Origin of the sequence: Hoeflea sp. IMCC20628 (assembly GCF_001011155.1) — a bacterium.
GTDB lineage: Bacteria > Pseudomonadota > Alphaproteobacteria > Rhizobiales > Rhizobiaceae > Hoeflea.
In genome coordinates this window covers 4609133-4634146 of the sequence record NZ_CP011479.1, presented here as the reverse complement: position 1 = coordinate 4634146, position 25014 = coordinate 4609133, and the positions used below count along the sequence as shown (strand labels likewise).

At 60.5% G+C, this 25014-nt stretch carries 23 protein-coding genes; 2 read left to right on the top strand and 21 right to left on the bottom strand.

Annotation, left to right across the window (positions count from 1 at the left end; all coding sequences use genetic code 11):
• Positions 1-31: 31 nt before the first annotated feature.
• The 17 genes from lpdA to IMCC20628_RS21645 form a co-directional block, all read right to left on the bottom strand.
• A complete protein-coding gene (gene lpdA / locus IMCC20628_RS21725; RefSeq protein WP_047031940.1) occupies positions 32-1438 on the bottom strand; it encodes a dihydrolipoyl dehydrogenase in 1407 nt (468 codons plus the stop codon).
• Positions 1439-1462: 24 nt separating this feature from the next.
• Positions 1463-1957 carry a hypothetical protein gene (locus IMCC20628_RS21720; protein ID WP_052766585.1) on the bottom strand — a complete coding sequence of 165 codons (495 nt, stop codon included), beginning with the start codon at positions 1955-1957 and terminating at the stop codon, positions 1463-1465.
• 11 nt (positions 1958-1968) lie between these two features.
• Positions 1969-2424, bottom strand: coding sequence for a hypothetical protein (locus tag IMCC20628_RS21715; protein ID WP_047031938.1), 456 nt, complete (start codon positions 2422-2424; stop codon positions 1969-1971).
• Positions 2425-2498: 74 nt separating this feature from the next.
• Complete coding sequence (gene odhB / locus IMCC20628_RS21710; RefSeq protein WP_047031937.1) at positions 2499-3734, bottom strand: 2-oxoglutarate dehydrogenase complex dihydrolipoyllysine-residue succinyltransferase; 1236 nt, start codon at positions 3732-3734, stop codon at positions 2499-2501.
• A gap of 54 nt (positions 3735-3788) precedes the next feature.
• Positions 3789-6779 carry a 2-oxoglutarate dehydrogenase E1 component gene (locus IMCC20628_RS21705; RefSeq protein ID WP_047031936.1) on the bottom strand — a complete coding sequence of 997 codons (2991 nt, stop codon included), beginning with the start codon at positions 6777-6779 and terminating at the stop codon, positions 3789-3791.
• A gap of 63 nt (positions 6780-6842) precedes the next feature.
• A complete protein-coding gene (locus tag IMCC20628_RS21700; RefSeq protein ID WP_047031935.1) occupies positions 6843-7253 on the bottom strand; it encodes a nuclear transport factor 2 family protein in 411 nt (136 codons plus the stop codon).
• Between the two features lie 18 nt (positions 7254-7271).
• Positions 7272-7613, bottom strand: coding sequence for a DHCW motif cupin fold protein (locus IMCC20628_RS21695; protein ID WP_047031934.1), 342 nt, complete (start codon positions 7611-7613; stop codon positions 7272-7274).
• 9 nt (positions 7614-7622) lie between these two features.
• Positions 7623-8525, bottom strand: coding sequence for a succinate--CoA ligase subunit alpha (gene sucD, locus IMCC20628_RS21690; RefSeq protein ID WP_047031933.1), 903 nt, complete (start codon positions 8523-8525; stop codon positions 7623-7625).
• Positions 8526-8528: 3 nt separating this feature from the next.
• The gene (sucC, locus tag IMCC20628_RS21685; RefSeq protein ID WP_047031932.1) at positions 8529-9725 is read right to left on the bottom strand and encodes an ADP-forming succinate--CoA ligase subunit beta; all 1197 of its coding nucleotides are present in this window, start codon (positions 9723-9725) and stop codon (positions 8529-8531) included.
• Between the two features lie 36 nt (positions 9726-9761).
• On the bottom strand, positions 9762-10724 hold the full coding sequence (mdh, locus tag IMCC20628_RS21680; RefSeq protein ID WP_047031931.1) for a malate dehydrogenase: 963 nt from the start codon (positions 10722-10724) through the stop codon (positions 9762-9764).
• A 155-nt stretch (positions 10725-10879) separates the two neighbouring features.
• Positions 10880-12061, bottom strand: a complete 1182-nt coding sequence (zapE, locus tag IMCC20628_RS21675) for a cell division protein ZapE (protein ID WP_047031930.1) — start codon at positions 12059-12061, stop codon at positions 10880-10882.
• Between the two features lie 35 nt (positions 12062-12096).
• Positions 12097-12621 carry a protease inhibitor Inh/omp19 family protein gene (locus IMCC20628_RS21670; RefSeq protein ID WP_047031929.1) on the bottom strand — a complete coding sequence of 175 codons (525 nt, stop codon included), beginning with the start codon at positions 12619-12621 and terminating at the stop codon, positions 12097-12099.
• 252 nt (positions 12622-12873) lie between these two features.
• A complete protein-coding gene (msrA, locus tag IMCC20628_RS21665; RefSeq protein WP_047031928.1) occupies positions 12874-13476 on the bottom strand; it encodes a peptide-methionine (S)-S-oxide reductase MsrA in 603 nt (200 codons plus the stop codon).
• A gap of 112 nt (positions 13477-13588) precedes the next feature.
• On the bottom strand, positions 13589-13930 hold the full coding sequence (locus tag IMCC20628_RS21660; RefSeq protein WP_047031927.1) for a carboxymuconolactone decarboxylase family protein: 342 nt from the start codon (positions 13928-13930) through the stop codon (positions 13589-13591).
• A gap of 96 nt (positions 13931-14026) precedes the next feature.
• Complete coding sequence (locus IMCC20628_RS21655; protein WP_047031926.1) at positions 14027-15364, bottom strand: MFS transporter; 1338 nt, start codon at positions 15362-15364, stop codon at positions 14027-14029.
• A 112-nt stretch (positions 15365-15476) separates the two neighbouring features.
• Positions 15477-16547, bottom strand: coding sequence for an NAD-dependent epimerase/dehydratase family protein (locus IMCC20628_RS21650; RefSeq protein WP_047031925.1), 1071 nt, complete (start codon positions 16545-16547; stop codon positions 15477-15479).
• 151 nt (positions 16548-16698) lie between these two features.
• Complete coding sequence (locus IMCC20628_RS21645) at positions 16699-17598, bottom strand: LysR family transcriptional regulator (protein ID WP_156174611.1); 900 nt, start codon at positions 17596-17598, stop codon at positions 16699-16701.
• Between the two features lie 90 nt (positions 17599-17688).
• Here IMCC20628_RS21645 and IMCC20628_RS21640 point away from each other — a divergent pair, with 90 nt between their 5' ends.
• Positions 17689-18669: an NAD(P)-dependent alcohol dehydrogenase gene (locus IMCC20628_RS21640; protein ID WP_047031923.1), complete on the top strand. Its 981-nt coding sequence runs from the start codon at positions 17689-17691 to the stop codon at positions 18667-18669.
• 129 nt (positions 18670-18798) lie between these two features.
• Positions 18799-19944 (top strand): aminotransferase class I/II-fold pyridoxal phosphate-dependent enzyme, encoded by a 1146-nt coding sequence (locus tag IMCC20628_RS21635; RefSeq protein ID WP_047031922.1) that lies wholly within the window; start codon positions 18799-18801, stop codon positions 19942-19944.
• 20 nt (positions 19945-19964) lie between these two features.
• Here IMCC20628_RS21635 and creD read toward each other — a convergent pair whose 3' ends face one another.
• The 4 genes from creD to sdhA all read right to left on the bottom strand — a co-directional run bounded on the left by creD (position 19965) and on the right by sdhA (position 25013).
• Positions 19965-21353, bottom strand: a complete 1389-nt coding sequence (creD, locus tag IMCC20628_RS21630; RefSeq protein WP_047031921.1) for a cell envelope integrity protein CreD — start codon at positions 21351-21353, stop codon at positions 19965-19967.
• Positions 21354-21560: 207 nt separating this feature from the next.
• A complete protein-coding gene (locus tag IMCC20628_RS21625) occupies positions 21561-22340 on the bottom strand; it encodes a succinate dehydrogenase iron-sulfur subunit (protein WP_047031920.1) in 780 nt (259 codons plus the stop codon).
• Entirely contained in the window at positions 22333-23037 is a 705-nt protein-coding gene (locus IMCC20628_RS21620) for an FkbM family methyltransferase (protein WP_197078360.1), read from the bottom strand. Before IMCC20628_RS21620 ends, IMCC20628_RS21625 begins: the two co-directional genes overlap by 8 nt.
• Before the next feature lie 140 nt (positions 23038-23177).
• On the bottom strand, positions 23178-25013 hold the full coding sequence (gene sdhA / locus IMCC20628_RS21615) for a succinate dehydrogenase flavoprotein subunit (RefSeq protein WP_197078499.1): 1836 nt from the start codon (positions 25011-25013) through the stop codon (positions 23178-23180).
• Position 25014: the final 1 nt, after the last annotated feature.

The window sequence follows — 25014 nt, the reverse complement described above, 5'->3', positions numbered from 1 at the left end:
CGCCTGCAATTTCCGCAGCAGGAACACCGGATTACATGTGCAGCGGCTTAAAGAACGTCGCCAGCGCTGCCTCTTTCACCGCTTCCGACATGGTCGGATGCGCATGGCAGGTACGGCCGAGATCTTCCGAAGATCCGCCGAATTCCATCAGCACGGCGGCCTCATGGATCATCTCGCCGGCGCCGAAGCCGATGATGTGGACACCCAGCACCCGGTCGGTTTCAGCGTCCGCCAGCACTTTGACGAAGCCGTCCAAAGCGAGCATTGCCCGCGCCCGGCCATTGGCCGAAAACGGGAACTTGCCGGACTTGTATTTGATGCCTTCGGCCTTGAGCTCTTCTTCGGTCTTGCCCACGGCTGCCACTTCCGGCTGCGTGTAGACCACGCCGGGGATGACGTCGTAATTCACGTGGCCCGCCTGACCGGCCATGATTTCGGCCAGCGCGACGCCCTCGTCCTCGGCCTTGTGTGCCAGCATCGGGCCGACGATCACGTCACCGATGGCATACACGCCGGGAACATTGGTCTGGTAATGATGATCGGTGCGAACCCGTCCGCGCTCGTCCAGCACCACGCCGGCATCTTCAAGCCCCAGGTCTTCGGTGAAAGGCTTACGGCCGGTGGCGATCAGAACTACGTCGGCATCGATGGTCTCGGCATCGCCGCCCTTGACCGGTTCGAAGGTGACCTTGGCGCCCTTGCCGGATTTTTCAACGCCGGTGACCTTCGCGCCAAGCTTGAAGGTCATGTTCTGCTTGGCAAGAATGCGCTGGAACTGCTTGGCCACTTCGCCGTCCATGCCGCCCAGAATGGCGTCGAGATACTCGACCACGGTGACCTTGGCGCCAAGCCGGGCCCAGACCGAACCCATCTCCAGCCCGATCACGCCGCCGCCGACAACCACCATGTGCTCGGGAACCTTGTCGAGCGCGATGGCGCCGGTTGACGACACGATGATGGTTTCATCGATATCGACCTTGACGCCGGGAATGCCGGCAACATCAGAGCCGGTGGCGATCACCACGTTCTTGGCTTCCAGTTCGGTCACCTTGCCGTCGTCGTCGGTCACCGAGACCTTGCCCTCGCCCAAAACCTTGCCGTGGCCGATGAAGCTGTCGATCTTGTTCTTCTTGAACAGGAAGGCGACGCCCTCGACATTGGATTTGACCGTCGCATCCTTGTGCGCCATCATTTTCTCGAGATTGAGCTTCGGTTTGCTGATTTCGACGCCGAGATTTTCCATGCCGTGATTGGCGTGCGCAAACATTTCCGACGCATGCAGCAGTGCTTTCGACGGAATGCAGCCGATGTTCAGACAGGTGCCGCCGAAGGTCGCGCGTTTTTCCACCACAGCCACTTTCAGGCCGAGTTGCGCTGCCTTGATGGCGCAGACATAGCCGCCGGGTCCGGAACCGATGATGATGACGTCGTAGCTCATGGTCTTGTCCTTATAATCCGAAATTCATTCCTGGCAGGCTTTCAAACGAAATGCATCGCCGGGAAGCTCTGTTATCTGTTGGCTCTGCCACGCCTGCGAGTGCATCACCGCCGCGCCGAAATCCGGCAGCAACAGGCTCTCTCCCGCGGCATGCTCGGGGTCCGCTACGGGCAGCCAGCCAATACCGCCTGTGGTGTCGACCACATAGAGCGGACCTTCCCAGACGGTGCAGGCCGCGATCTCGGCCCCGGTTGCGTCGCCCTCGGGGCACTGATGCAAGATCACGCCCCAGGGCCGGTCAGGCTCTCCGGCCATCATCACCACGCCGTCCATTGTAATGCCATTCCCGGGGAAACTGAGGCGAAAGCGGTGCTGCATGCCGTCGGCATCTGACAAAGCCCCTGCAAAGGCAATCTCCGCCCCGGACACGGCTTCATCATAAACCGCCAGTGCTTGCGGACAGGCGGCGTCGGCTTGCGATACCGCAAACCCGGACACGGCCATCACGATAACAGCCATGCCCCTGTTCATCAGCCAGCAGCCATGAAGGCATTCTTGACTGCCGTCTCAAATCCCTTGCGCACAACAAGTTGCTTGACCATTCCGTTCGTGATGGTCTTCGCCACTCCGCTGCCGATCATCTTGATGCTCCGCGAAAAATACGCCTTGTATACACCCTGAACCACAAGCCCAGACGCGAAGTTGAGATATATCCGCGCAGCTTGCTGGGCAAAATTCGCATCCCGCAAGATGATTTCAGGCTCAACTCGCGCCTGCATCGCCACCTCGGCAATATTCCGGCCGGTCAAGTCGAACATGATCTTGGAACCGATCTTCTCAACCAGGCTGACCTTGCCATCCTGGTTGCCATCGGCGTCATCATAAAACGCCGCGATGGCAACCGCATTGTTTCCGATGAAACCTATGGCGCCGATCGGCGCAGGCTTGAATTTCTTGATTGAGATCCACTCGATTGTTTCAGTCATAATGTCTCCCCATAGTCTACATGATTGTGTCTAGTGTCTGCATGCAGAGCATTTGAGGTTCAATACTTACACAATCACAGATCAAGAACCAGACGTTCGGGGTCTTCCAGGCTGTCCTTGACCCGGACCAGGAAGGTCACGGCGTCCTTGCCGTCGACAATCCGGTGGTCATAGGAAAGCGCCAGATACATCATCGGACGGATCACCACCTGGCCGCCAACAGCCATCGGACGTTCCTGGATCTTGTGCATGCCCAGAATTCCCGACTGCGGCGAATTCAGGATCGGCGAAGACATCAGCGAGCCGTAAACGCCACCGTTGGAGATGGTGAAGGTGCCGCCCTGCATGTCGGCCATCGACAATTCGCCATCGCGTGCGGCGCGGCCGAGACGGCCGATTTCCTTTTCGACCTCGGCAATGCTCATCTGGTCGGCATCCCGCACCACCGGAACCACCAGGCCCTTGTCGGTGCCGACAGCGACGCCGACATGGCAATAGTTCTTGTAGATCAGTTCATTGCCGTCGATCTCGGCATTGACCGCCGGAATTTCCTTCAGCGCATGGGTCACGGCCTTGGTGAAGAAGCCCATGAAGCCAAGCTTGACGCCGTGCTTCTTCTCGAACAACTCCTTGTACTTCTTGCGCATCTCCATCACTGCGCTCATGTCCACCTCGTTATAGGTGGTCAGCATCGCGGCGGTGTTCTGGGCTTCCTTCAGGCGGCGGGCGATGGTCTGGCGCAGACGCGTCATCTTCACCCGTTCCTCGCGGCTTTCATCCGTTGCCGAAGAGGCCGGACGCGATGCCTGCGGGGCAGTAGCCGGAGCGGCTGCCGAGCTCTTGCCGATTGCATCCAGCACATCGCCCTTGAGCACCTGGCCGCGCTTGCCAGAGCCGGAGACGTCGCTGGACGCGATGTTCTTTTCAGTCATCAGCTTCTGCGCCGAGGGAGCGGCCGGCATGTCCGTGTCGCTCTTGGCGGCAGGCGCCGGAGCCTTCTCGGCGGGTGCCTCTGCCTTTGGAGCTGGCGCTTCGGCTTTCGCTTCAGCCTTGGCCGGAGCCGCTCCGACGGCGCCTTCGGTGATCTGTGCCAGCAAGGCGTTGACCTCGACGGTCTCGCCATCCGGAGCAAGAATTTCACTCAGCACACCGGATACCGGCGAAGGCACCTCGATCGAGACCTTGTCGGTTTCAAGCTCGACCAGCGGTTCATCCACCTTGACGGTGTCTCCGACTTTCTTGAACCAGGTGCCGATGGTGGCTTCGCTGACGGATTCGCCAAGGGTCGGGACGCGGACTTCAGTAGCCATGATGTTTTTTCCGTTCTTTTCTCAGACAGGTCTCAAAAGTGGCGCGCGGGCGGACTAATCCCCCAGCGCATCCTCGAGGAAGGCTTCAAGCTGCGCAAGGTGGCGCGACATCAATCCGGTCGCCGTCGATGCCGAAGCCGGCCGACCGGTGTAGCGCACACGCTGATACTTGGCGTCGATATGGGCCAGCACCCATTCCAGATAGGGGTCGATGAACGACCAGGCGCCCATGTTCTTGGGCTCTTCCTGGCACCATACCATCTCGGCATTGCGAAAGCGCGAAAGCTCGTTGATCAATGCCTTGGCCGGGAACGGATACAGCTGTTCGAGCCGCAGCAGGTAGACATCGTTGATGCCGCGCTTTTCGCGTTCTTCGTAAAGATCGAAATAGACCTTGCCCGAACACATCACCACACGGCGGATCTTGTTGTCCTTGACCAGCTTGATCGGTTCGTTCTTGAGCACTTCCGCATCGTCCCACAAAAGCCTGTGGAACGAGCTTTCGCCCGACATTTCCGCCAGTGTCGACACGGCGCGCTTGTGGCGCAGCAGCGATTTCGGCGTCATCATGATCAGCGGCTTGCGGAAGTCGCGCTTCATCTGACGTCGCAGGATATGGAAATAGTTCGACGGCGTGGTGCAGTTGGCAACCTGCATATTGTCTTCGGCGCACATCTGCAGGAAGCGCTCGAGACGGGCCGAGGAATGTTCAGGACCCTGACCCTCATAACCATGCGGCAACAGGCAGACGAGGCCGCACATGCGCAGCCACTTGCGTTCGCCGCTGCTGATGAACTGGTCAAACAGAACCTGGGCGCCATTGGCGAAATCGCCGAACTGGGCTTCCCACAGGGTCAGCGCATTCGGTCGTGCCAGCGAATAGCCATACTCGAAGCCGAGCACCGCCTCTTCCGACAGCATCGAGTTGATGACCTCGTACCGCGCCTGGTTCGGCGACAAATTGGCCAACGGAATATAACGTTCCTCGGTCTCCTGATCATAGAGCACCGAATGCCGCTGGCTGAAGGTGCCGCGCTCGACATCCTGGCCGGAAAAGCGGATCTTGGTGCCTTCCAGCACCAGCGACCCGAAGGCCAGCGCCTCGGCAAAGGCCCAATCGATGCCTTCGCCGGTCTCGACCATCTTGGCGCGGTTGTCCATGAACCGCTGGATGGTGCGGTGGGCCTTGAAGCCTTCCGGAACCTCCGAGAGTTTCTTGCCCAGCTCACGCAATTGCTTGAGCGGCATCGCGGTCTTGCCACGGCGTTGCTCATCCTGATTGTCGGCGGTACGCAACCCCGACCATTGCCCGTCGAGCCAGTCGGCCTTGTTCGGCTTGTAGCTCTGGCCGATGTCGAATTCGCCTTCCAGATGGGCGCGCCAGTCGGCCTTCATCTTTTCGAATTCGCCTTCAGTGATCACACCTTCCTCGATCAGGCGGCGCGAATAAACCGTCACAACCGTCTCGTGGCTACGGATCTTCTTGTACATTTTCGGCTGGGTGAATGACGGCTCGTCGCCCTCATTGTGACCAAAGCGGCGATAGCAGAACATGTCGACGACGACCGGCTTGTGGAACGTCATGCGGAATTCAGTTGCCACCTTGGCGGCGTAGACCACGGCTTCCGGATCGTCGCCATTGACGTGGAAGATCGGCGCTTCGATCATCTTGGCCACATCCGACGGATAGGGCGACGAGCGCGAGAAACCGGGATTGGTGGTAAACCCGATCTGGTTGTTGATGATGAAATGCACGGTGCCGCCAACACGGTGACCGCGCAGGCCTGACAGGCCGAGGATTTCCGCCACCACGCCCTGGCCGGCGAAGGCCGCATCTCCATGCAGAAGCAGCGGCATTACCTTGACGCGCTCCTTGAGCGGAATGATGTCACCCTCGAACACGGTCGCCATCATGTCTTGCTTGGCGCGGCACTTGCCCATCACCACCGGGTTGACGATTTCCAGATGCGACGGGTTGGCGGTCAGCGACAGGTGGACCTTGTTGTTATCGAACTCGCGGTCCGACGATGCGCCGAGGTGATACTTGACGTCGCCCGACCCTTCGACCTCGTCAGGCTTGTAGGAGCCGCCCTTGAATTCATGAAATACCGCCCGGTGCGGCTTGGCCATCACCTGGGTGAGCACGTTGAGCCGGCCGCGGTGGGCCATGCCGAAGACGATCTCCTTCAGCCCCATATTGCCGCCACGCTTGATGATCTGTTCCAGCGCCGGAATCAGCGATTCGCCGCCATCCAGGCCGAACCGCTTGGTACCCTTGTATTTGACGTCGATGAACTGCTCAAAACCTTCCGCTTCGATCAGCTTTTGCAGGATCGCCTTCTTGCCGTTCTCGGTGAACTCGACGCCCTTGTCCGGGCCTTCGATGCGTTCCTGAATCCAGGATTTTTCCTCCGGATTGGAAATATGCATGAATTCGACACCGAGCGTCGAGCAATAGGTCCGCTCCAGGATGTCGACCATCTCGCGGATTGTTGCGTATTCGAGCCCGAGAACGTGATCAATGAAGATCTTGCGGTCGTAATCGGCTTCGGTGAAGCCATAGGCTTCCGGGGACAATTCGTTGTAATCATTGTCGGCCTGCTGGGCAATTCCGAGCGGGTCGAGCTTGGCATGCAGATGGCCGCGCATGCGGAAGGCCCGGATCATCATGATGGCACGGACGGAATCGCGGGTAGCCTGCAGCACATCGCCGGTATCAGCTGGCTTGCCTGCCGCCTCGGCCTTGCCCTTGAGCTTGTCGGCGACGACTTTCTCGACGTAACCCCAATCGCCATCAAGTGCGGAAATCAACTCGCCATTGGCCGGTACCGGCCAGTTGGCCTGGGTCCAGGAAGCCCCGGCAGCAGACTTGCGAACCTGATCCGGGTCATCCTTCAGCTCGGCAAAAAATGTTTGCCACTCCGCCGGCACGCTGCCCGGATCATCCTCGAACCGCGCATACATCTGCTCAATGTAGGCAGCGTTGCCGCCATACAGGAACGAGGTCTCTGCCATGATGTCGTTGGCTTCGTCGTTGCGTGCCATGGTTTTCACCTTTTCCCGGGCCCTATCCGGCCCTTTCCCTAGACTCTGTGGCTTGCGCCGCGTTTACGCCGCGAGCCTGCCCAAACCGATCCCCAGCGCCGCGGTGTCGCTGTAGACCTGATACCGGACAATCTTGCCGTCGCGTAACGTGAACATATTGACTGTTTCTGTGCGCACCTTGCGTGCCGTCGCCTTGACCGTCCATTCACCCCTGAGCACCGTGATCACGGTGTCGCCAGCGACATGGACTGCAAGCGGTTCGACCGTGTCGATCACCAGATGATCGCCCACGGTCGCAATGAACGCCTCGAAGCGCTCGAACCCGATCCACTCGCCGGCCCAGGGCAAAAGCCCCTCAGGCGCCGGACAGTGAACCTCGATATCGTCTGACACGACGCCGCGCAGGGCCACCCTGTCGCCCGCTTTCAGCGCAGCGTAGTAGCGGTCCAGCGTTTCGCGCACGGCGTCGCTCATGGAGTTGACCTCAAAAGTTCAGTCGACAATGAACAGTTTCGCGCCGCCGGCAGAACTGGAGCGGTGTGGCTCCGCTCCGTCGGCGACTTGATAGCTTGTTCCGGGTTTCAGTTTGAACGCACGACCATCAGCAAGAACGGTATCCATCTCGCCTTCAAGGCAAAACAGAATATGTCCCTTTTCGCACCAGTGGTCTGCTTCATAACCCGGAGAATAATCCACAATCCGAACACGGACGGGGTTATCCTCCGGACCAAAAGTGCGAGTGCGCCACATTGCATGTCCAACATCACCGGAATGGCGTACCGGCTCGATGCCGTCCCACTCGGTGATGCCGAAAGCAATGTCGGTCATGCGCATATGCTTGCTCTATCCCTTGAGGACTTCGACCAGCGTTGTGCCAAGACGCGCAGGCGACGGAGACACCGTGATGCCTGCGGCTTCCATCGCCGCGATCTTGTCGTCCGCGCCGCCCTTGCCACCGGAAATCACGGCGCCGGCATGGCCCATGGTCCGGCCTTCCGGTGCGGTCCGGCCGGCGATGAAGCCGACCATCGGCTTCTTGCGACCCTTCTTGGCTTCGTCGATGAGGAACTGCGCCGCGTCTTCTTCAGCCGAGCCGCCGATCTCGCCGATCATGATGATCGACTTGGTGGCGTCATCGGCCAGGAACATTTCCAGCATGTCGATGAATTCGGTGCCCTTGACCGGATCGCCGCCGATGCCGACAGCCGTGGTCTGGCCGAGGCCTTCATTGGTGGTCTGGAACACAGCTTCATAGGTCAGCGTACCCGAGCGTGACAGAACGCCGACGGAGCCCTTCATGAAGATCGAGCCCGGCATGATGCCAATCTTGCATTCGTCCGGCGTCATCACGCCGGGGCAGTTTGGGCCGATCAGCCGTGATTTCGACTTGTCGAGGCGGGCCTTGACCTTGATCATGTCCTGCACCGGGATGCCCTCGGTGATGCAGACGATCAGCGGAATCTCGGCTTCGATGGCCTCGATGATGGCTGCCGCGGCACCGGCCGGCGGGACATAGATCACAGACGCGTCGGCGCCGGTGACTTCCTTGCCTTCAGCCACGGAGGCGAAGATCGGCAGCTTGGTGCCGCCCGAACCTTCCCAGGTGGATCCGCCCTTTTTCGGGTGAATGCCGCCAACCATCTTGGTGCCGTGATAGGCCAGCGCCTGTTCGGTGTGGAAAGTGCCGGTCTTGCCGGTCAGTCCCTGAACCAGGATTTTTGTATTCTTGTCAATCAGAATGGACATGGATCAGGCCCCCTTCACTGCGGCGACGATCTTCTGCGCAGCGTCATCCAGATCATCGGCTGAAATGACGTTGAGACCGGATTCGTTGATGATCTTCTTGCCGAGGTCGACATTGGTGCCTTCGAGGCGAACCACCAGCGGAACCTTGAGCCCGACTTCCTTGACCGCCGCGATCACGCCTTCGGCAATGACATCGCACTTCATGATGCCGCCGAAGATGTTGACCAGAATGCCTTTGACGGCCGGGTCAGCGGTGATGATCTTGAAGGCTGCAGTGACCTTTTCGGTCGTAGCACCACCACCAACGTCGAGGAAGTTGGCAGGCTCCTGACCGTAGAGCTTGATGATGTCCATCGTCGCCATGGCGAGACCGGCACCATTGACCATGCAGCCGATATTGCCGTCCAGCGCCACATAGGCGAGGTCGTATTTCGACGCCTCGATTTCCTTGGCGTCTTCTTCGCTAAAATCGCGAAGCTCGAGGATGTCCGGATGACGGAACAGGGCGTTGTTGTCGAACGACACCTTGGCGTCGAGAACCCGCAACCGGCCGTCCTTCATGACGATCAGCGGATTGACTTCGAGAAGCGCCATGTCCTTTTCGACAAACGCCTTGTAGAGGATCGGGAAAAGCTTTTCGCCATCCTTGGCAGCTTCGCCTGAAAGCTCCAGCGCGCTGTTCAGCTTGGCCAGATCAGCCGCCGTGACACCGGTTTCCGGGTCGATGGCGACGGTGATGATCTTTTCCGGCGTGTCATGAGCGACCGCCTCGATGTCCATGCCGCCTTCGGTGGAAACCACGAAGGCATTGCGGCCGACGGTGCGGTCGACCAGGATCGAGAGATAGAGTTCGCGTTCGATGTCGGCGCCGTCTTCGATATAGAGCCGGTTGACCTGCTTGCCTGCGTCGCCGGTCTGTTTGGTGACCAGCGTGTTGCCGAGCATTTCAGCTGAATGCGACTTGGCTTCATCAATCGAGAAGGCCAGCCGGACGCCGCCCTTGGCGTCAGGGCCGAGTTCCTTGAACTTGCCCTTGCCGCGACCACCTGCATGGATCTGGCTCTTGACGACATAGAGAGGACCGGGCAGCGATTTTGCCGCCGCTTCCGCCTCGTCAGCGGAATGAATGGCGACCCCTTCGGCCACCGGCGCTCCAAAACCCTTCAAGAGGGCCTTGGCCTGGTATTCATGGATGTTCATGGGAACTCCTGGATTGAGTGGGCTGCAAAGCCGCGCTTACTTCAAATTCGGGGCGATGGCGATGCAGGCTTCGCAGAGACCGGCGACCGATTCCACCGACTTGTCGAAGGCTTTCTGCTCGGACTTGTTGAGCTCGATCTCGATGACCCGCTCGATGCCGCCGGCGCCGATGATGCAGGGCACGCCGACATACATGTCTTTCACGCCATACTGGCCCGACAGATGAGCCGCGCAGGGCAGAACCCGCTTCTTGTCCTTGAGGTAGCATTCCGCCATCAGGATCGCCGAAGAGGCCGGTGCGTAATAGGCAGAACCGTTCTTGAGCAGCGAAACGATCTCGGCGCCGCCGTCACGGGTGCGCTGGATGATTTCCTCGAGCTTTTCCTTGGTGGTCCAGCCCATCTTGATCAGGTCCGGCAGGGGAATGCCGGCAACCGTCGAGTAGCGTGCCAGCGGCACCATGGTATCGCCGTGACCGCCCAGCACGAACGCGGTGACATCTTCGATCGAGACATTGAATTCCTCGGAGAGGAAGTGGCAGAAGCGGCTCGAATCAAGCACGCCGGCCATGCCGACCACCTTGTTCTTCGGCAGACCGGAGAACTTCTGCAAAGCCCAGACCATCGCGTCGAGCGGGTTGGTGATGCAGATGACGAAAGCGTTGGGGGCGTATTTCTTGATGCCGGCGCCAACCTGCTCCATCACCTTGAGGTTGATGCCCAGCAGATCGTCGCGGCTCATGCCCGGCTTGCGGGCGACACCGGCGGTGACGATGCAGACATCGGCGCCTTCGATGGCCGAATAATCATTGGCGCCGGACATGCGGGCGTCAAAACCTTCGACCGGAGCGGACTGGGCGATATCGAGCGCCTTGCCCTGCGGCGTGCCCTCGGCAATATCGAACAGGACGACATCGCCGAGTTCTTTCAAAGCGGCTAGGTGGGCGAGCGTGCCGCCAATCATTCCCGAACCAATCAAAGCAATCTTGTTGCGCGCCATATTGAAATTCTCCGCAGGTCAGTGTGCTCTGGAACCCGCAAAACGCCTGGTCCCGTTTTCGCGATTTCGAATAGACCTATTGAAGGAAACTGGCAACTCAATCTTTTGACATGAGCCTTTTCAATCGGTTAGCTTTTGAAATTCTTACGTAAACGTCAAAGTTTTTTGTCCGCTTTGAGCATATTCCCCGCTTCGCTTGCGCGGCTCGTCTCCAGATAGAGGGTGCTTTGCATCTCGTTGAGGCGCGACGCGGTGCGGTCAAACTCGAAACTCTCGGTCCCGGACTTGCCCAGATACAGGCCCTCGGGATCGGCGGCGGCGGAAATGAACAGCCGGATCTTGCGGTCATACAGGGTGTCGACCAGGATGATGAACCGCTTGGCCGCATTGCGGTTGGCCTGGTTCATCACCGGCACCCGATCGACAAACACGGTGTGGAAGTGATCGGCAATCGCCGCGTAGTCAGATGCGCCCAGTGCCGCTTCGCACAGATCATCAAACGAAAACCGCGCCGCACCCGCGCCTGCCTGCGGCACCGCCACGTCGCGGCCCTTGACGCGAACCGTGTCAGGGGCGGTGAGCTTGCCGGCGGTTGCCCGCGTCCAGGCCAGGTCCATGACATTATCGCCTTCGCCTTCGCTCAGACGGTGATAGACCGGCAGCCTGGTCGTCGTTTCCATCCGGTAATCGGTCAACGCGTCAAGATTGATGACTTCGACATTATCCTTGAGAAGCTGGATGAATGGCAGGAACAATTGCCGGTTCAGACCATCACGATAGAGTTGCTCCGGTTCGACATTGGAGGTGGCGACCAGCACGCAGCCCTGGCTGAACATTTGCTCGAACAGCCGTGACAGCAGCATGGCGTCAGTAATATCAGTGACCGAGAACTCGTCAAAGCACAGCACCCAGGCTTCATCGACCAGCTGGTTTGCCACCGGCGGCACCGGATCGGCCTCTCTGGTTTCACCGTTTTTCAGTTTCTGCCTGTGCGCATGAATCCGGTCATGGGCATCGGCCATGAAATCGTGAAAATGCGCCCGGCGTTTGCGTTTGGCCGGCACAAGTTCAAAAAACATGTCCATCAACATGGTCTTGCCGCGCCCAACCGCGCCATGGACATAAAGCCCGCGCGGTGGTTTTGTAGATGTCTGCTTGCGCCCGAACATCCAGCCCAGCGCGCTCGACTTGCTCGCCAGCCGGCGATTGGACACCTCTTGTACAAGCGTATCCAGCCGCCGCGCCAATTGCACTTGCGCAGGGTCTTCGGAGAATTCACCGCTTTTGACGCGCGCCGCATAGGCGCTCGCAACGGAATCCAGTTTCTTCCAGGTCATAAACCGGGCCTATCGCGTAGCGTCGCGCCTTATTCTTAGCGGGAAAGCGAAATCGGCTGACCCGATGACGTCGATCCATCATAGCGCTCGTTTGCCGACTGGTAGAGCCGGGCAACCTGATTTCCGCTTGAATCGGCCAGGATCACCTGTTTGCCCTGCACGTCCCACGCCGAGATGGCCGCAGCACTGCCGACGCAACCGCGCGAAGCTGCGCGATAGCCGCCGGTCCATTTGGTCAGCGACAGGAAAACATCACAGGTTGTTCCACCGGTTCCCGCTGACCAGCGGCCGATCAGAGCCTCGCGCGTCAGCTCGGGAGCGTTTGCCGCAGCAACCTGCGGAGCCGTCGTCGACGCATCCGGTGCGGTCGGCGCGGTCGGAAATTCAGTCTGCGCTGGCATCGTCGGAGGCGCGAGCTGGCCCGATTGGACGCCACCCACAGGCGCTGGCATCAAGGGGGCTGGCCGCTGCTGGGTATTCAGACCGCCGAATGATGTCCGCTGGCATCCGCCAAGCACTGTGGCAACAGCGACTGCGACCAGCAAGGTGTGCATTTTCATGAGATAGCTCCGGTTAGGCGAAACAGGCGCTTCGCAGTTCGTCCCATTAGACGCATAAAATGGTGATAGGATGGTAAACGCAAGTTTTACGCGCCCCGGTACCACGTCAACGAGGCAATATCATCCATTTTGTTTGGGAAAACGTTGATCGGGTACAGCTCCAAAAGCCTTCAAGGCCGCTTCGGGGCCATTTCCGCCCCTCTCCACGCATGGGCAAAGCATCGGCCGCAGCGCCAAGCATGACGATATCGGTTACTTGGCCAGGCCGAAATTCGCCTCTTCGCCCCACAGGGACTTGACTTCGTTGTCGCGACCGCAAGCTCGGCGGTAGTAATTGTAGCGCACCGGGCTCTTTGTGTAAAAGTCCTGATGATAGTCTTCCGCAGGCCAGAATCTTGCGGGTGGCTCGATGGCGGTGACCACATTCTTGCCAAGCAGTTTTTCAGCTTCCGCCTTTGCCGCCTCGGCCTGATCCGCCTGCTCGTCATTCAGGGTGTATACAGCTGTCGTGTAGCTGTGGCCGCGATCACAGAACTGTCCGCCATCATCGGTCGGATTGACGGTCCGGAAGAAGGTCTTGAGCAGCTGCGCATAGGTGACGACAGCGGGATCATATTTGATCTCGACCGCTTCCCGGTCACCATTTGCGACATGAGACTTGTAGGTCGGATTGTCGGCCTTGCCGCCAATATAGCCCGATGTCGTTTCGGTCACGCCTTTGACGTGGTCGAAATCCGATTCCACGCACCAGAAACAGCCCCCGGCAAACACCGCAACGCCGGTCTCTTCGGCATTGGAAGGTGCTATAGCCAAAGCGCAGGTCATCAAGGCAGACGATAGCAGCAGTCTGATCATGGAAGTCTCCTCTGTCTGACAAGAACCTAGTCCAGCGCGCGCTGATGACAACTCACAGTTCCGCACAAAGCCGTGAAGCGGCCCCAAGCCGGTCTGCGGCAGGCAGATGCGTTCAACTGACCGCGTCGAACACATCCAGCGCTTCGGCACCATAGATCATCGAGGGTCCGCCACCCATATAGACGGCGACCCCGATGGTTTCGACAATCTCTTCACGGGTTGCGCCATATTTGTGCGCCGCCTTGGCATGAAACGCCAGACATCCGTCACAGCGCGCGGTGATGCCGATGGCCAGCGCGATCAGTTCCTTGGTCTTGGAATCCAGCGCGCCGGGCGCGATCGCCGCTTGCGCCAGTTGACCAAGCCCCTTGGCTTGCTCCGGCATCGCCTTGCGCAGCGCCGCCATGCGGTCATTGGTCTGGTCGATGAAGGAATTCCAGTTGGTTTCGGCCATGTGCGCGCCCCGTTTTTGTTCAGTGTCAGACATCACTGATACCAGCCCGGGCGATGCTCGGATTTGATCGCGGTCAAATCGGCGATTTCACTGTCTTTAGCCGTGGGTTGGCCAGGCCCGGTGCTCGTCATCAATGACGAAGATATGGCGGTGACGCGCGCCGGCGACCGGATGGGCGCGCAGATGCGGATGGTCGGGCGGCAGATCCCGATGCTCATGCTCAACCACCTTCGCGTCATCAGCCGGCCAGACTGCCACGGCCAGCAAGGCGCCCGCTAGCGCAATTACCCCGAGGATCGCCATCGCCATAGGCAGACCAAGCGCACTGCCGGCCCAGCCGGCAATCGGATAGGTCATCAGCCAGCCGAGATGCGACAGCGTGAATTGCGCAGCAAACAGCGACGGCCGGTCCTCCGCATGCGCCGAATTGCGCAACAGCCGCCCCGACGGCGTCAGGATCGCCGCATAGAGCAGGCCGCTTAGAGCCCAGATGATCAAAAACGCGCCCCAGCCAGGCTGTCCGAGATTGAACTGATAGACGGCATGCCCGAGCGTCAGGCCGGCCAGCAGAAACCCGGACGTCACCATGATGCGGCGATCGGCAAACCGGTCCAGCAGCCGCGGCAATGCCAGCGCTGCCAGCATCGACCCGCCGCCGAACGCGGCCAGCGCATAAGCCACCTGACGATCACCCATGCCATACTCGCCGCGCACCATCACCACCGTGTTGACCAGCACGAAGGCGCCGGCAGCCGCGGCACTGAGGTTGAGCGCCAGCAGACCGCGCAGACGTGGCGTCGCCACATATATTCGTATGCCTCGGGTCAAGCGGTCGAGGAACGGCCGCACCTTGGCCTGCGGCTTGATCGCCGGAACCGGTGTCGTCAGAACCAGCAGCGCCGACCCGAGAAACCCGACAACCGTGCCGCCGAACAGCCAGTGATAGCTGATGAAGATCAGCAAAAACCCCGCCAGCGCCGGGCTCAGCAGATTTTCAAGATCATAGGCCAGCCGCGACAGCGACAGCGCTCGGGTGTAATCCCGCTCGTCGGGAAGGATGTCGGGGATGGTCGCCTGAAACGCCGGTGTGAAGGTTGCTGATGCCGCCTGCAGCACAAAAATCAGACCGTAGATCTGCCAGACCGAATCGATAAACGGCAAGGTCAGCGCCACGGCGGCACGGACCATGTCGGCGCCGATCAGCACCCGCTTGCGCGGCCAGCGGCCGGCCAGCGCATTGGCCACCGGCGCCAGACCGACATAGGCGATCATCTTGATGGCAAACACTGTGCCGAGCACCACGCCGGCACGGTCTCCGGCCAGATCATAGGCCAGCAGACCCAGCGCCACGGTCAGCAAGCCGGTGCCGATCAGCGCAATCACCTGCGCCGAAAACAGCCGGGCATAAATCGGGTGCTTGAGAACCTCTATCATCGCCGCAAGCTAGCGCATTGCAGGCCTGCAGCGATAGAGCATTAACCGGTGATCCGGACGGTTTTTCCGCGGCTTGCCGCAGATCATCGCGGAGCCGGACAGGCTGGTGCGGCTAGCGCTTTTTGACCCTGCCGGTGTCGATCAATTGCTGGAACATCTCGATCAGCGCTGTGTTGATCGGATGATATTGAAGACCAAGTTCGCGCTCTGACTTGGAATGATCCGCCCGCCAGGGATGACCCATGTTGCGGGAGACAAAATCACGCGTCAGCAACTTGTCAGCCAGCGGACCAATCAGCCACAACAGCCACTTTGGCAGCTCGCGGGTCGGGAACGGCCAGCGGTCGCCGAAATGGCCACGCAGGATCTGTCCCGCCTGAAGGAAGGACACGGTATCCGCCGAGGTGATGTAGCGGCCCTGTGCAGACTTGACGAAACCAGCGCGCATATGTGCTTCGGCGACATCGCGGACATCGACCATGCCGATTTCCAGGGGCGGCGCGCCCGCCTTAAGGGTGCCGTCGCCGAACTGCTTGACCAGATTATGTGATTCCGAAGTCGAGTCGCCCGACACGGTCGGCCCCATCACCAGCGAGGGATTGATGGTGACCAGTTGCCAGCGGCCCTGCGCATTGGCAATATCCCAGGCGGCTGTTTCAGCCTCCACCTTGGAAAAGGAATAGGGCGAATGGCTCAGCGACGAGGTGGTGTTCCAGACCTCTTCGGTGAGGACGCCGCCGGGCGCTGCGGCGACATCGATATTGTCGCCATAGATCGAGGCGCAGGAGCTGGTCACCACCACCCGCTGCACACTATCGGTGCTCTTGGCTGTCTCCAGCACATTGCGGGTGCCCTTGACCGCCGGATCGACGAGATCGCGCTGCGCATCCTCGAACTTGCTGGTGAATGGCGAGGCGGTGTGAAACACCACCGAACAGCCCGCCATGGCCTCGGCATAACTGCCCTGATCGAGAAGATCGGCTTTGAACAGCTTGAGTTGCCCCGGAAGCTCGGCTGCCAGCTTTGTCAGATGCGAGGTCTTCTTAGCATTGGAAGGATCGCGGACGGCCCCGTGAACGGTAAAGCCTTCCTCGAGCAGACGCTTGACCAGCCAGCCCGCGACAAATCCTGTGGCCCCGGTGACAAGGACGGGATGGTCTGTGGTGTAATCGGGTTGGGTCATGGTGTCTTTTCCAATCGGCTGCAGAAGCTGCGGCAGGATTTTCCTGCCGCGCGAAACGCGCCGCCCCAAGGCAGCACACGACCTCTACCTGTGGTCCCGGCGCGGCAAAGGCAAGGCCGCATGCCACAATCAGCTGCTGCGTGCTTCCATCTTATCTGGCAAAGGGGCGCGCCAACTCGCTGGCCATGAGATCATATACCAGCCGCACCCGCCGACTGGTGTGTACTTCGCGGTGCGTGACCAGCCAGATCGGAATGACGATCGGATCGAGATCTGGCAACACCTGAATCACATCCGGCTCGGCGTCTCCTATGTCGGCGGCCATGATGCCGATTCCGAGCCCGTGGCGGACGTGGCTCCACTGCACCAGGTGGCTTTCCGACACGACCGGGAAATTGGCTTGCGTCAAGGTCAGCCCGAACCGGGTCATGGCGGCAATGAATTCGCCGGAGCGGTTGAAACCGATGAAATCCGCTCCGGAAAATCCCTCCGGTGTCGCCGGATTGCCGATGCTTTCGAGATAGAAGCGTGACGCATAGATCCGGCCATGAATGTCGCGGATCTTTCGCGCCACCAGATTGGGCTGGGTCGGACGGTAGTTGCGGATGGCGATGTCAGCCTCGCGCCGTCTCAGATCGCTTTCCGAATTGGTAGCGACAATCTCGACATCGATCCCCGGCGCCGTCTGCCTGAGTTTTGCGAGGATCGGCGGCAGCCTGAAGGCCGAATCGACTTCGCTGGCGCTGATCGACACCGTGCCCTCGATGGCCTGCGCCTTGCCCGAGGCCGACAGCGACATCCGCGCCGCCGCCTCGCCCATGGCGCGGACATGATCCATCAGGTCGAGCCCACTCGGCGTCAACGTCAATCCGCGCCCGACGCGCTCGAACAGCGCCACCCCGAGTTCCTGCTCCAGTGCGGAGACCTGACGCCCCAGCGTCGGCTGCGCCATGCCGAGCGCCCGCGCCGCGGCCGACAGCGAACCTTCCTCGGCAGTGACCAGAAACGCCCGCGCCCGGTTCCAGTCGAAATTGACAGATTTCCAATCCATGCGAAAATGCATATCATATCGGCATCTCTGGTCAATTTATTCTGCGTGATCGCATGAGTATATCCGGGTCAGAAACTGGAGAACATTCCCATGAAAGCCATCACCTATCGCAACTATGGACCGCCCGCAGTCCTCACCCTGACCGACCGTCCCAAGCCTTATCCAAAGCCCGATGAGGTGCTGGTGCGGGTCCACGCCACCAGCGTCACGGCTGCGGATTATCGCGCCCGCAGCCTCGACATGCCGGCCGGCTTCGGCCTGATCGGCAGGCTGGTGTTCGGCCTGTTTCGTCCCCGCCGCCAGGTCCTCGGCGCACAATTTGCCGGCGTCGTCGAAGCCGTTGGCGCAGACGTCACAAGCTTCAAGCCCGGCGACCGGGTCTTTGCCTATCCCGGCGCTGGCTTCGGTGGTTATGCGGATTATGCCGTGATCAGCCAGACTAAGGCAATTGCCATCGCGCCCGACAACCTGGAGCTTGATCAGGCAGCCATATTGTCCTTTGGCGGCGCCACCGCGCTCAACTTCCTGCGCGACAAGGGCGGCATCAGTCCGGGCGATGAGGTTCTGGTCATCGGCGCCGCCGGTGGGGTCGGCAGCGCGGCCGTGCAGATCGCCAAATCCTTTGGCGCCATTGTTACCGGCATTGCCTCCACCGCCAGCCTCGATATGGTCCGTACCCTCGGCGCCGATACCGTTATCGACTACACACGCGATGATCCGGCAAACGCCAGCGACGCCTATGACATCATTCTCGACACCAGCGGCACCGCCACCTATGCCGGCTATCGCGCGTCGCTCAAGCCCGGCGGAAGGCTGTTGCTGGTCTCCGCCAGCCTCTGGCAATTGCTCGGCAGCGTGTTTGCCCGCAAGTCCGGAGGCCGCAAGGCCATCGGCGGCTATGCGCCCGAACGGGCCGAAGATCTGCACTTTCTGGCAGACCTCGCCGAAAGCCGACAGTTCACCCCTCTTATCGACCGGCGCTTTCCGCTCGAACAGGCAGCGGAAGCCCACGCCCATTTCGAAAGCCGGGGCCGAAACGGCAATGTGGTGATCACGCTGGAACAGGCGTGAGACCGGAGAGACAAAGCGGACACGACAGCGTTGAATTTCTCCTCGGGAGTGCATAGACACGAGGGCAATGGCGGGACGCGGCCCGCTCCCAGGAATCTGGCGCAGGGGCCAGGGAAAGACAGATCTCGCATGACGCTCCCCAATGATCTCAAGCCCTCCACAATCGCAGCCCAGGCCGGCGGCGCCATTGACCTGCCATCCGGCGGGGTGGTGCCGCCACTGCAGCCGTCGACCACCTTCCTGCGCGACGAGGATTACGCGCTGGTCAATCCGGACAATATCTATCTGCGCGACAATTCCGACATCGTCCGCATCGCCGAAACCGTCTTGGCGCGGCTCGAAGGCGCCGAGGAAGCGCTGCTGTTTCCCTCCGGCATGGCGGCGATTGCGGCCTTGTTCCGCACCTTGCCGAACGGGGCGGTGATCTTGGTGCAATCCGGCATCTACTGGGGCACCACCAAATGGCTGAGGGATTTTTCTGCCCGCCGCCAGATTGCCCTGCACGAGGTCGACGCCGCCGATACTGGCGCGCTCGAACAGGCCTGCGCGGAGCACATGCCGGACCTCGTATTCATCGAAACACCCTCGAATCCCTGGCTCAAGACCGTCGACATCGCCCATGCGGCCACATGCGCCCATGCCGCCGGCGGTCTGCTGGCAGTCGATTCCACCGCCGCCACACCGATCCTGCAGCGGCCGCTGGAACACGGCGCCGACATCGTCATGCATTCGGCCACCAAGGCGATCAACGGCCATTCCGATGTGCTCGCCGGCGTGCTCGCCACGTCCGCACCCGCGGCCAAGATCTGGACCGACATCAAGGCCGACCGCCACGACGCCGGCGCCGTGATCGGACCATTCGAAGCCTGGCTGCTGCTGCGCGGCATGCGTACCTTGCCGCTCAGGGTGGAGCGCATGTGCCGCTCGACGCAAAAAATCGCCGAGTATCTCGAAGCCCACCCCAAAGTGGCCGACGTCTATTATCCCGGCCTCAAAAGCCATCCCGGCCACGAGATTGCAGCTAAGCAGATGCAGGGCGGCTTCGGTTGCCTGTTCTCATTCCTGGTCAAGGGTGGTGGAACCGAAGCGCTCGCCGTCGTCGGCAAGCTCAAGCTGTTTCACCGCGCCACTTCGCTCGGCGGCGTCGAAAGTCTGGTCGAACACCGCCACACCATCGAACCCCACACCGGCATTCCCGAAAGTCTGATCCGCGTATCGGTAGGCATCGAGGATGCAGGCGATCTGATGGCTGATCTGGCGCAAGCACTGGGCTGAGTGGCGCAGGCAGAGCCATCTCAACTCTCTGCCGCACCCTCGCCCAACGGGGGCGCCACCGGGTTGGCGCTGCCCCGGCCCGACCAGTCAAGCGAGGCAGTGGAGAACATCACCGCCGCCAGCACCACGAAGGCGAAGATGGCGCCTGCCAGCAGGGCAAAATCCTGCATCTGCAGAAACAGATAGAGCAGCCCGAACACGGTGGTCAGCAGCCCCGCAATCAACGCTCCGAGCCACCGGCTGTCCAGCAGCCGGGCACAATAGGTCGAGACCAGTATCGTGGTCGCCAGCCCGGCCACGCCATAGGCCAGCATGAAGCCGATATGCTCGGCCAGCGCCAGAAGCAGAACGTAAAACAGCACCAGCGCCAGACCCATCAAAGCATATTGCGCGCCGTGCACCGCCCGGCCGGAACGGGTCTCGAGCACAAACACGGTGATAAAGATCGAGCCGATGAACAGCACCGCATATTTGATTGCCCGATCCACCAAAGCGTAGTGATCGACCGGCTGGTAAAATCGCACGCCAAGACTCTGGTCGGAACTCAATCCGAACCGGGTCTCCATTCCTGCGTCGAACGCCAGCGGCATCGACAACGCCAGATGCGGCACCGTCCAGTCAGCCGCAAACCCGTCCTCTGAAATTGTTGAACTGTCAGGCAGATAAGCGCCGCTGAAGCTGGGGTGGGCCCAGTCCGAGGCGATTTCGACACGGGTGGTGCGCGCACCCGGCACAACGGCAAACGAGGTGGAGCCTTTCAGGCCAAACTCCAGCCGGAAGCTGAAGCCGGATGGCGTGTCTTCGAATAGTTTGCCGATGTGAACGCCTTTCTGCACCGTGCGGTTCGGCAAGGCGGTTCCGGGCTCGATGGTCCGGGACCGGCCATCGATTTCGGCCTTGGCGCCGGCGCGAATGGCGCGGGGATCGGACACCGGCATGACAAGAACGGCCTCGCTCCAATCCATATCCGCATCAACAAGATGACCGATGTCACCGGGAGCGGGCCGTTTGAACCGGCCCGAGACCTGAACACTCGCATCATAGACCGGCACGGTGAAGATGCCGCGCTTGCGTTCATCAGACTTGGACCCGACAGTGTAGGTGATTTCTTCGGGCAGGAAGATTGCGGTTTTGCGGACCTGCTGGACAACAACGCCCTTGGTGGTGTGCATCTCCTGCTGCGTCTCGTAGGGCACGGAAATGAACACCCCGCCCAGCGTTTGCTCGCCGCCCCAGCTTTGCGCCACCTCGGCTTGCGCTCCAGCGGCGCGGTCCTGCCGCTCGGTGACCAGCATCCAGACCATCGAGGCCGGAATCAGAAGAAAGAATCCGATCAGTCCGATGACGAAGAACTTTACACCCGGGCTGCGAAGCGCGCCCTGCACTGCGGAAGGAGGTTGCGTTGACATGATGTGTCCCCTTGAAACAATTCGAGAGGCGCAACTTTCACCGCAATCATGGCCGTCAGGCGGTGCGAAAGTGGAAACTTCGGGGCAGACTGGGGTTCATATGACGGCGGCTGGCCCAAAACCCGGTCAGAATGGCCACCACGGGCGACGAGACGAAAAAGGCCACCCGCGAAGGTGGCCTTTTTGTTGAATCAGATCCAGGTGGGCCTAGACCCGGCGCTCGACCATCATCTTCTTGATTTCGGCAATTGCCTTGGCGGGATTGAGACCCTTGGGGCAGGTTTGCGCGCAGTTCATGATGGTGTGGCAGCGATAGAGCCGGAACGGATCCTCGAGATCGTCGAGACGCTCGCCGGTGGCTTCATCGCGTGAGTCGATCAGCCAGCGATAGGCCTGCAGCAGCACGGCGGGACCAAGATAGCGGTCGCCATTCCACCAGTAGCTCGGACACGAGGTCGAGCAGCAGGCGCACAGGATGCACTCGTAAAGACCATCAAGCTTGGCCCGGTCTTCGTGGCTCTGCTTCCATTCCTTCTCCGGAGTCGGAGAGACGGTTTTCAACCAAGGCTCGATCGAGCGGTGCTGGGCGTAAAAATGCGTCAGATCCGGCACCAGATCCTTGACCACCGGCAGATGCGGCAGCGGATAGACCTTCACCGCACCGTCGATCTCGTCGAGACCCTTGGTGCAGGCCAGCGTGTTGGTGCCGTCGATGTTCATGGCGCAGGAACCGCAGATGCCCTCACGGCAGGAGCGCCTCAGCGTCAGCGTCGCGTCGATCTTGTTCTTGATCCACAACAGACCATCGAGCACCATCGGCCCGCAATCATCCATATCGATATGGAACGTGTCGATGCGCGGGTTTTCGGCATCATCCGGCGACCAGCGGTAAATCTTGAATTCGCGGGTGTTCTTGGCACCTTCCGGCTTCGGCCAGGTCTTGCCCGGCTTCGGCTGCGAGTTCTTCGGGAGTGTAAGTTCAACCATCCGAGTTGTCCTGTTTTTGCAAAGAGAAGAACGCATTGCCCGCGGTGCGCCGGGCAGCTTCTACATATCCGCGCTCTGTCAGAAATTGCGACATGTCCTTGTCCCACTGATCTGACAATTCGTCTTCAATAATAACATGATCCGGCCACATCCGCGTCGGGGCATCCCGAAAGAAAGGGATCAGGACCTTGTCCTCCATCCCTTCCACATCGATCTTCAGCAAATCGATCCGCGACAACCCCGCCTCTTCGACCAATTTCAGCAACGGTCGCATGGGAACGATATGGCTACCGGTCGCGCTGGCGCGCGACAAGGCGCCGTCGTTCTCGTTGACCTCGAAGGGGATCACGCCTTCCTTGTCACCAACAGCAACCTTTGCCACCGTGACGATCCCTTCCATTTTCGACAGCACGATATTCACATCCAGACGGGTAGCCATGGCAACGGAAGCTTCCACCGCCAACACCTTGCCGGATGGGCCAACGATCTGTCCGCCAACAAGACTGAACTGTCCGACATTGGCACCACAATCAACCATCTGGCCGCCTTGCTGCAACCGCTCGCGCAGGAAGCACAAACTGCCCTCCTGATAAAGCGGATTGAGCATGATCCCCCGCTCCGCCACATTCATGGAAGGGCTGAGCCGGTAGCGAATACCTCCACGCGCAATGTCGATCGGCTCCTTGCCGAGCGCCATCACAAGCGGGGAAAACATCTGCCGGAACAACCCGCGCCTGAGCAGCGGCAAACCGGCCACTGCCAGCACCAGGGCCTGCAATGCGTTGGGAGCATGCGCGCCAAATGCCGGAATGGGAAGTGTCGATACCACCGCTTCGCTCAATACACCCGTGCCTTGGGCGCGATCTTGGCAAGATCAATGCCTTCGGCAATCAACTCGGTGTGGACCGGGCGGTAGTCGAGTGTAACATTGCCCTTGTCATCCAGCCAGGCCAGCGTGTGCTTGCGCCAGTTCTCGTCGTCGCGACCGCCATAGGGCCCGCCAACATAGTCCTCGCGGGCGTGGCTGCCGCGGCTTTCCTTGCGGGCTTCCGCGCCGTAAACCGTGGTGATGGCATTGGCCATCAGGTTGTGAAGCTCCAGCGTCTCCATCAGATCCGAATTCCAGATCATCGACCGGTCGATGACCTTCACATCCGGAAGTTCGCCCCAGATCGCCGTCATCCGCTTGCAGCCTGATTCCAGCGATTCCTGCGTGCGGAACACCGCTGCGTCTTCCTGCATGGTGCGCTGCATCTTCTCGCGCAGCACGGCAGTCGGTGTCGAGCCATCGGCGTGACGAATATCGTCAAACCGGGTCATGATCTTCGCAAACGATGCTTCATTGACCGCAGGGATCGCCGATTCCCGATCGATCACTTCGCCGGCGCGAATCGCTGCCGCGCGGCCAAACACCACCAGGTCGATCAGCGAGTTCGAGCCCAGACGGTTGGCGCCATGCACCGAAGCGCAGCCGGCTTCACCGACCGCCATCAGGCCAGGTGCAACCCGGTCCGGTTCAGCCGGTGTCGCATTGAGCACTTCACCCCAGTAATTGGTCGGAATGCCGCCCATGTTGTAATGCACCGTTGGCAGCACCGGGATCGGCTCGCGGGTCACATCGACGCCGGCAAAGATCTTGGCGCTTTCCGAGATACCCGGAAGCCGCTCGTTGAGCACCGCCGGATCAAGGTGATCGAGATGCAGGAAGATGTGATCCTTGTTCTTGCCAACGCCGCGACCCTCACGGATTTCCAGCGTCATGCAGCGTGAAACAACGTCACGCGAAGCCAGGTCCTTGGCCGATGGCGCATAGCGTTCCATGAAACGCTCGCCCTCGGAATTGACCAGATAGCCGCCTTCGCCGCGCGCACCCTCGGTGATCAGGCAGCCAGCGCCATAAATCCCGGTCGGGTGAAACTGCACGAACTCCATGTCCTGAAGCGGCAGACCGGCACGTGCGATCATGCCACCACCGTCGCCGGTGCATGTATGCGCGCTGGTTGCCGAGAAATAGGTCCGACCGTAACCGCCGGTGGCGAGAACCACCATCTTGGCGGAAAACCGGTGAATGGTGCCGTCATCGAGGTTCCAGGCAACCACACCGGTGCAGCGGCCGTCTTCTTCCATCAACAGATCGAGCGCGAAATACTCGATGAAGAATTCGGCATTGTGCTTCAGCGACTGGCCATAAAGCGTGTGCAGGATGGCATGGCCGGTGCGGTCGGCCGCCGCACAGGTGCGCTGCACCGGCGGGCCTTCGCCGTAATTCTGCATGTGACCACCGAACGGCCGCTGATAGATGCGGCCATCTTCGGTGCGCGAGAACGGCACGCCGTAATGCTCGAGCTCATAGACCGCCTTCGGCGCTTCCATGGTCAGATACTGCATGGCGTCGACATCGCCGAGCCAGTCCGAACCCTTGACGGTGTCGTACATGTGCCACTGCCAGCTGTCGGGCGTCATGTTGGTCAGCGAGGCTGCGATGCCGCCCTGGGCCGCGACCGTGTGCGACCGGGTCGGAAACACCTTGGAGATGCAGGCGGTGCGGAAGCCCTGCTCGGCCATGCCGAGGGTTGCGCGCAGTCCGGCGCCACCGGCACCAACAACAACCACGTCATAAGAGTGATCGACTACCGTGTAGTCGCGTCCGCCAATGTTGACGCTCGACGTCATT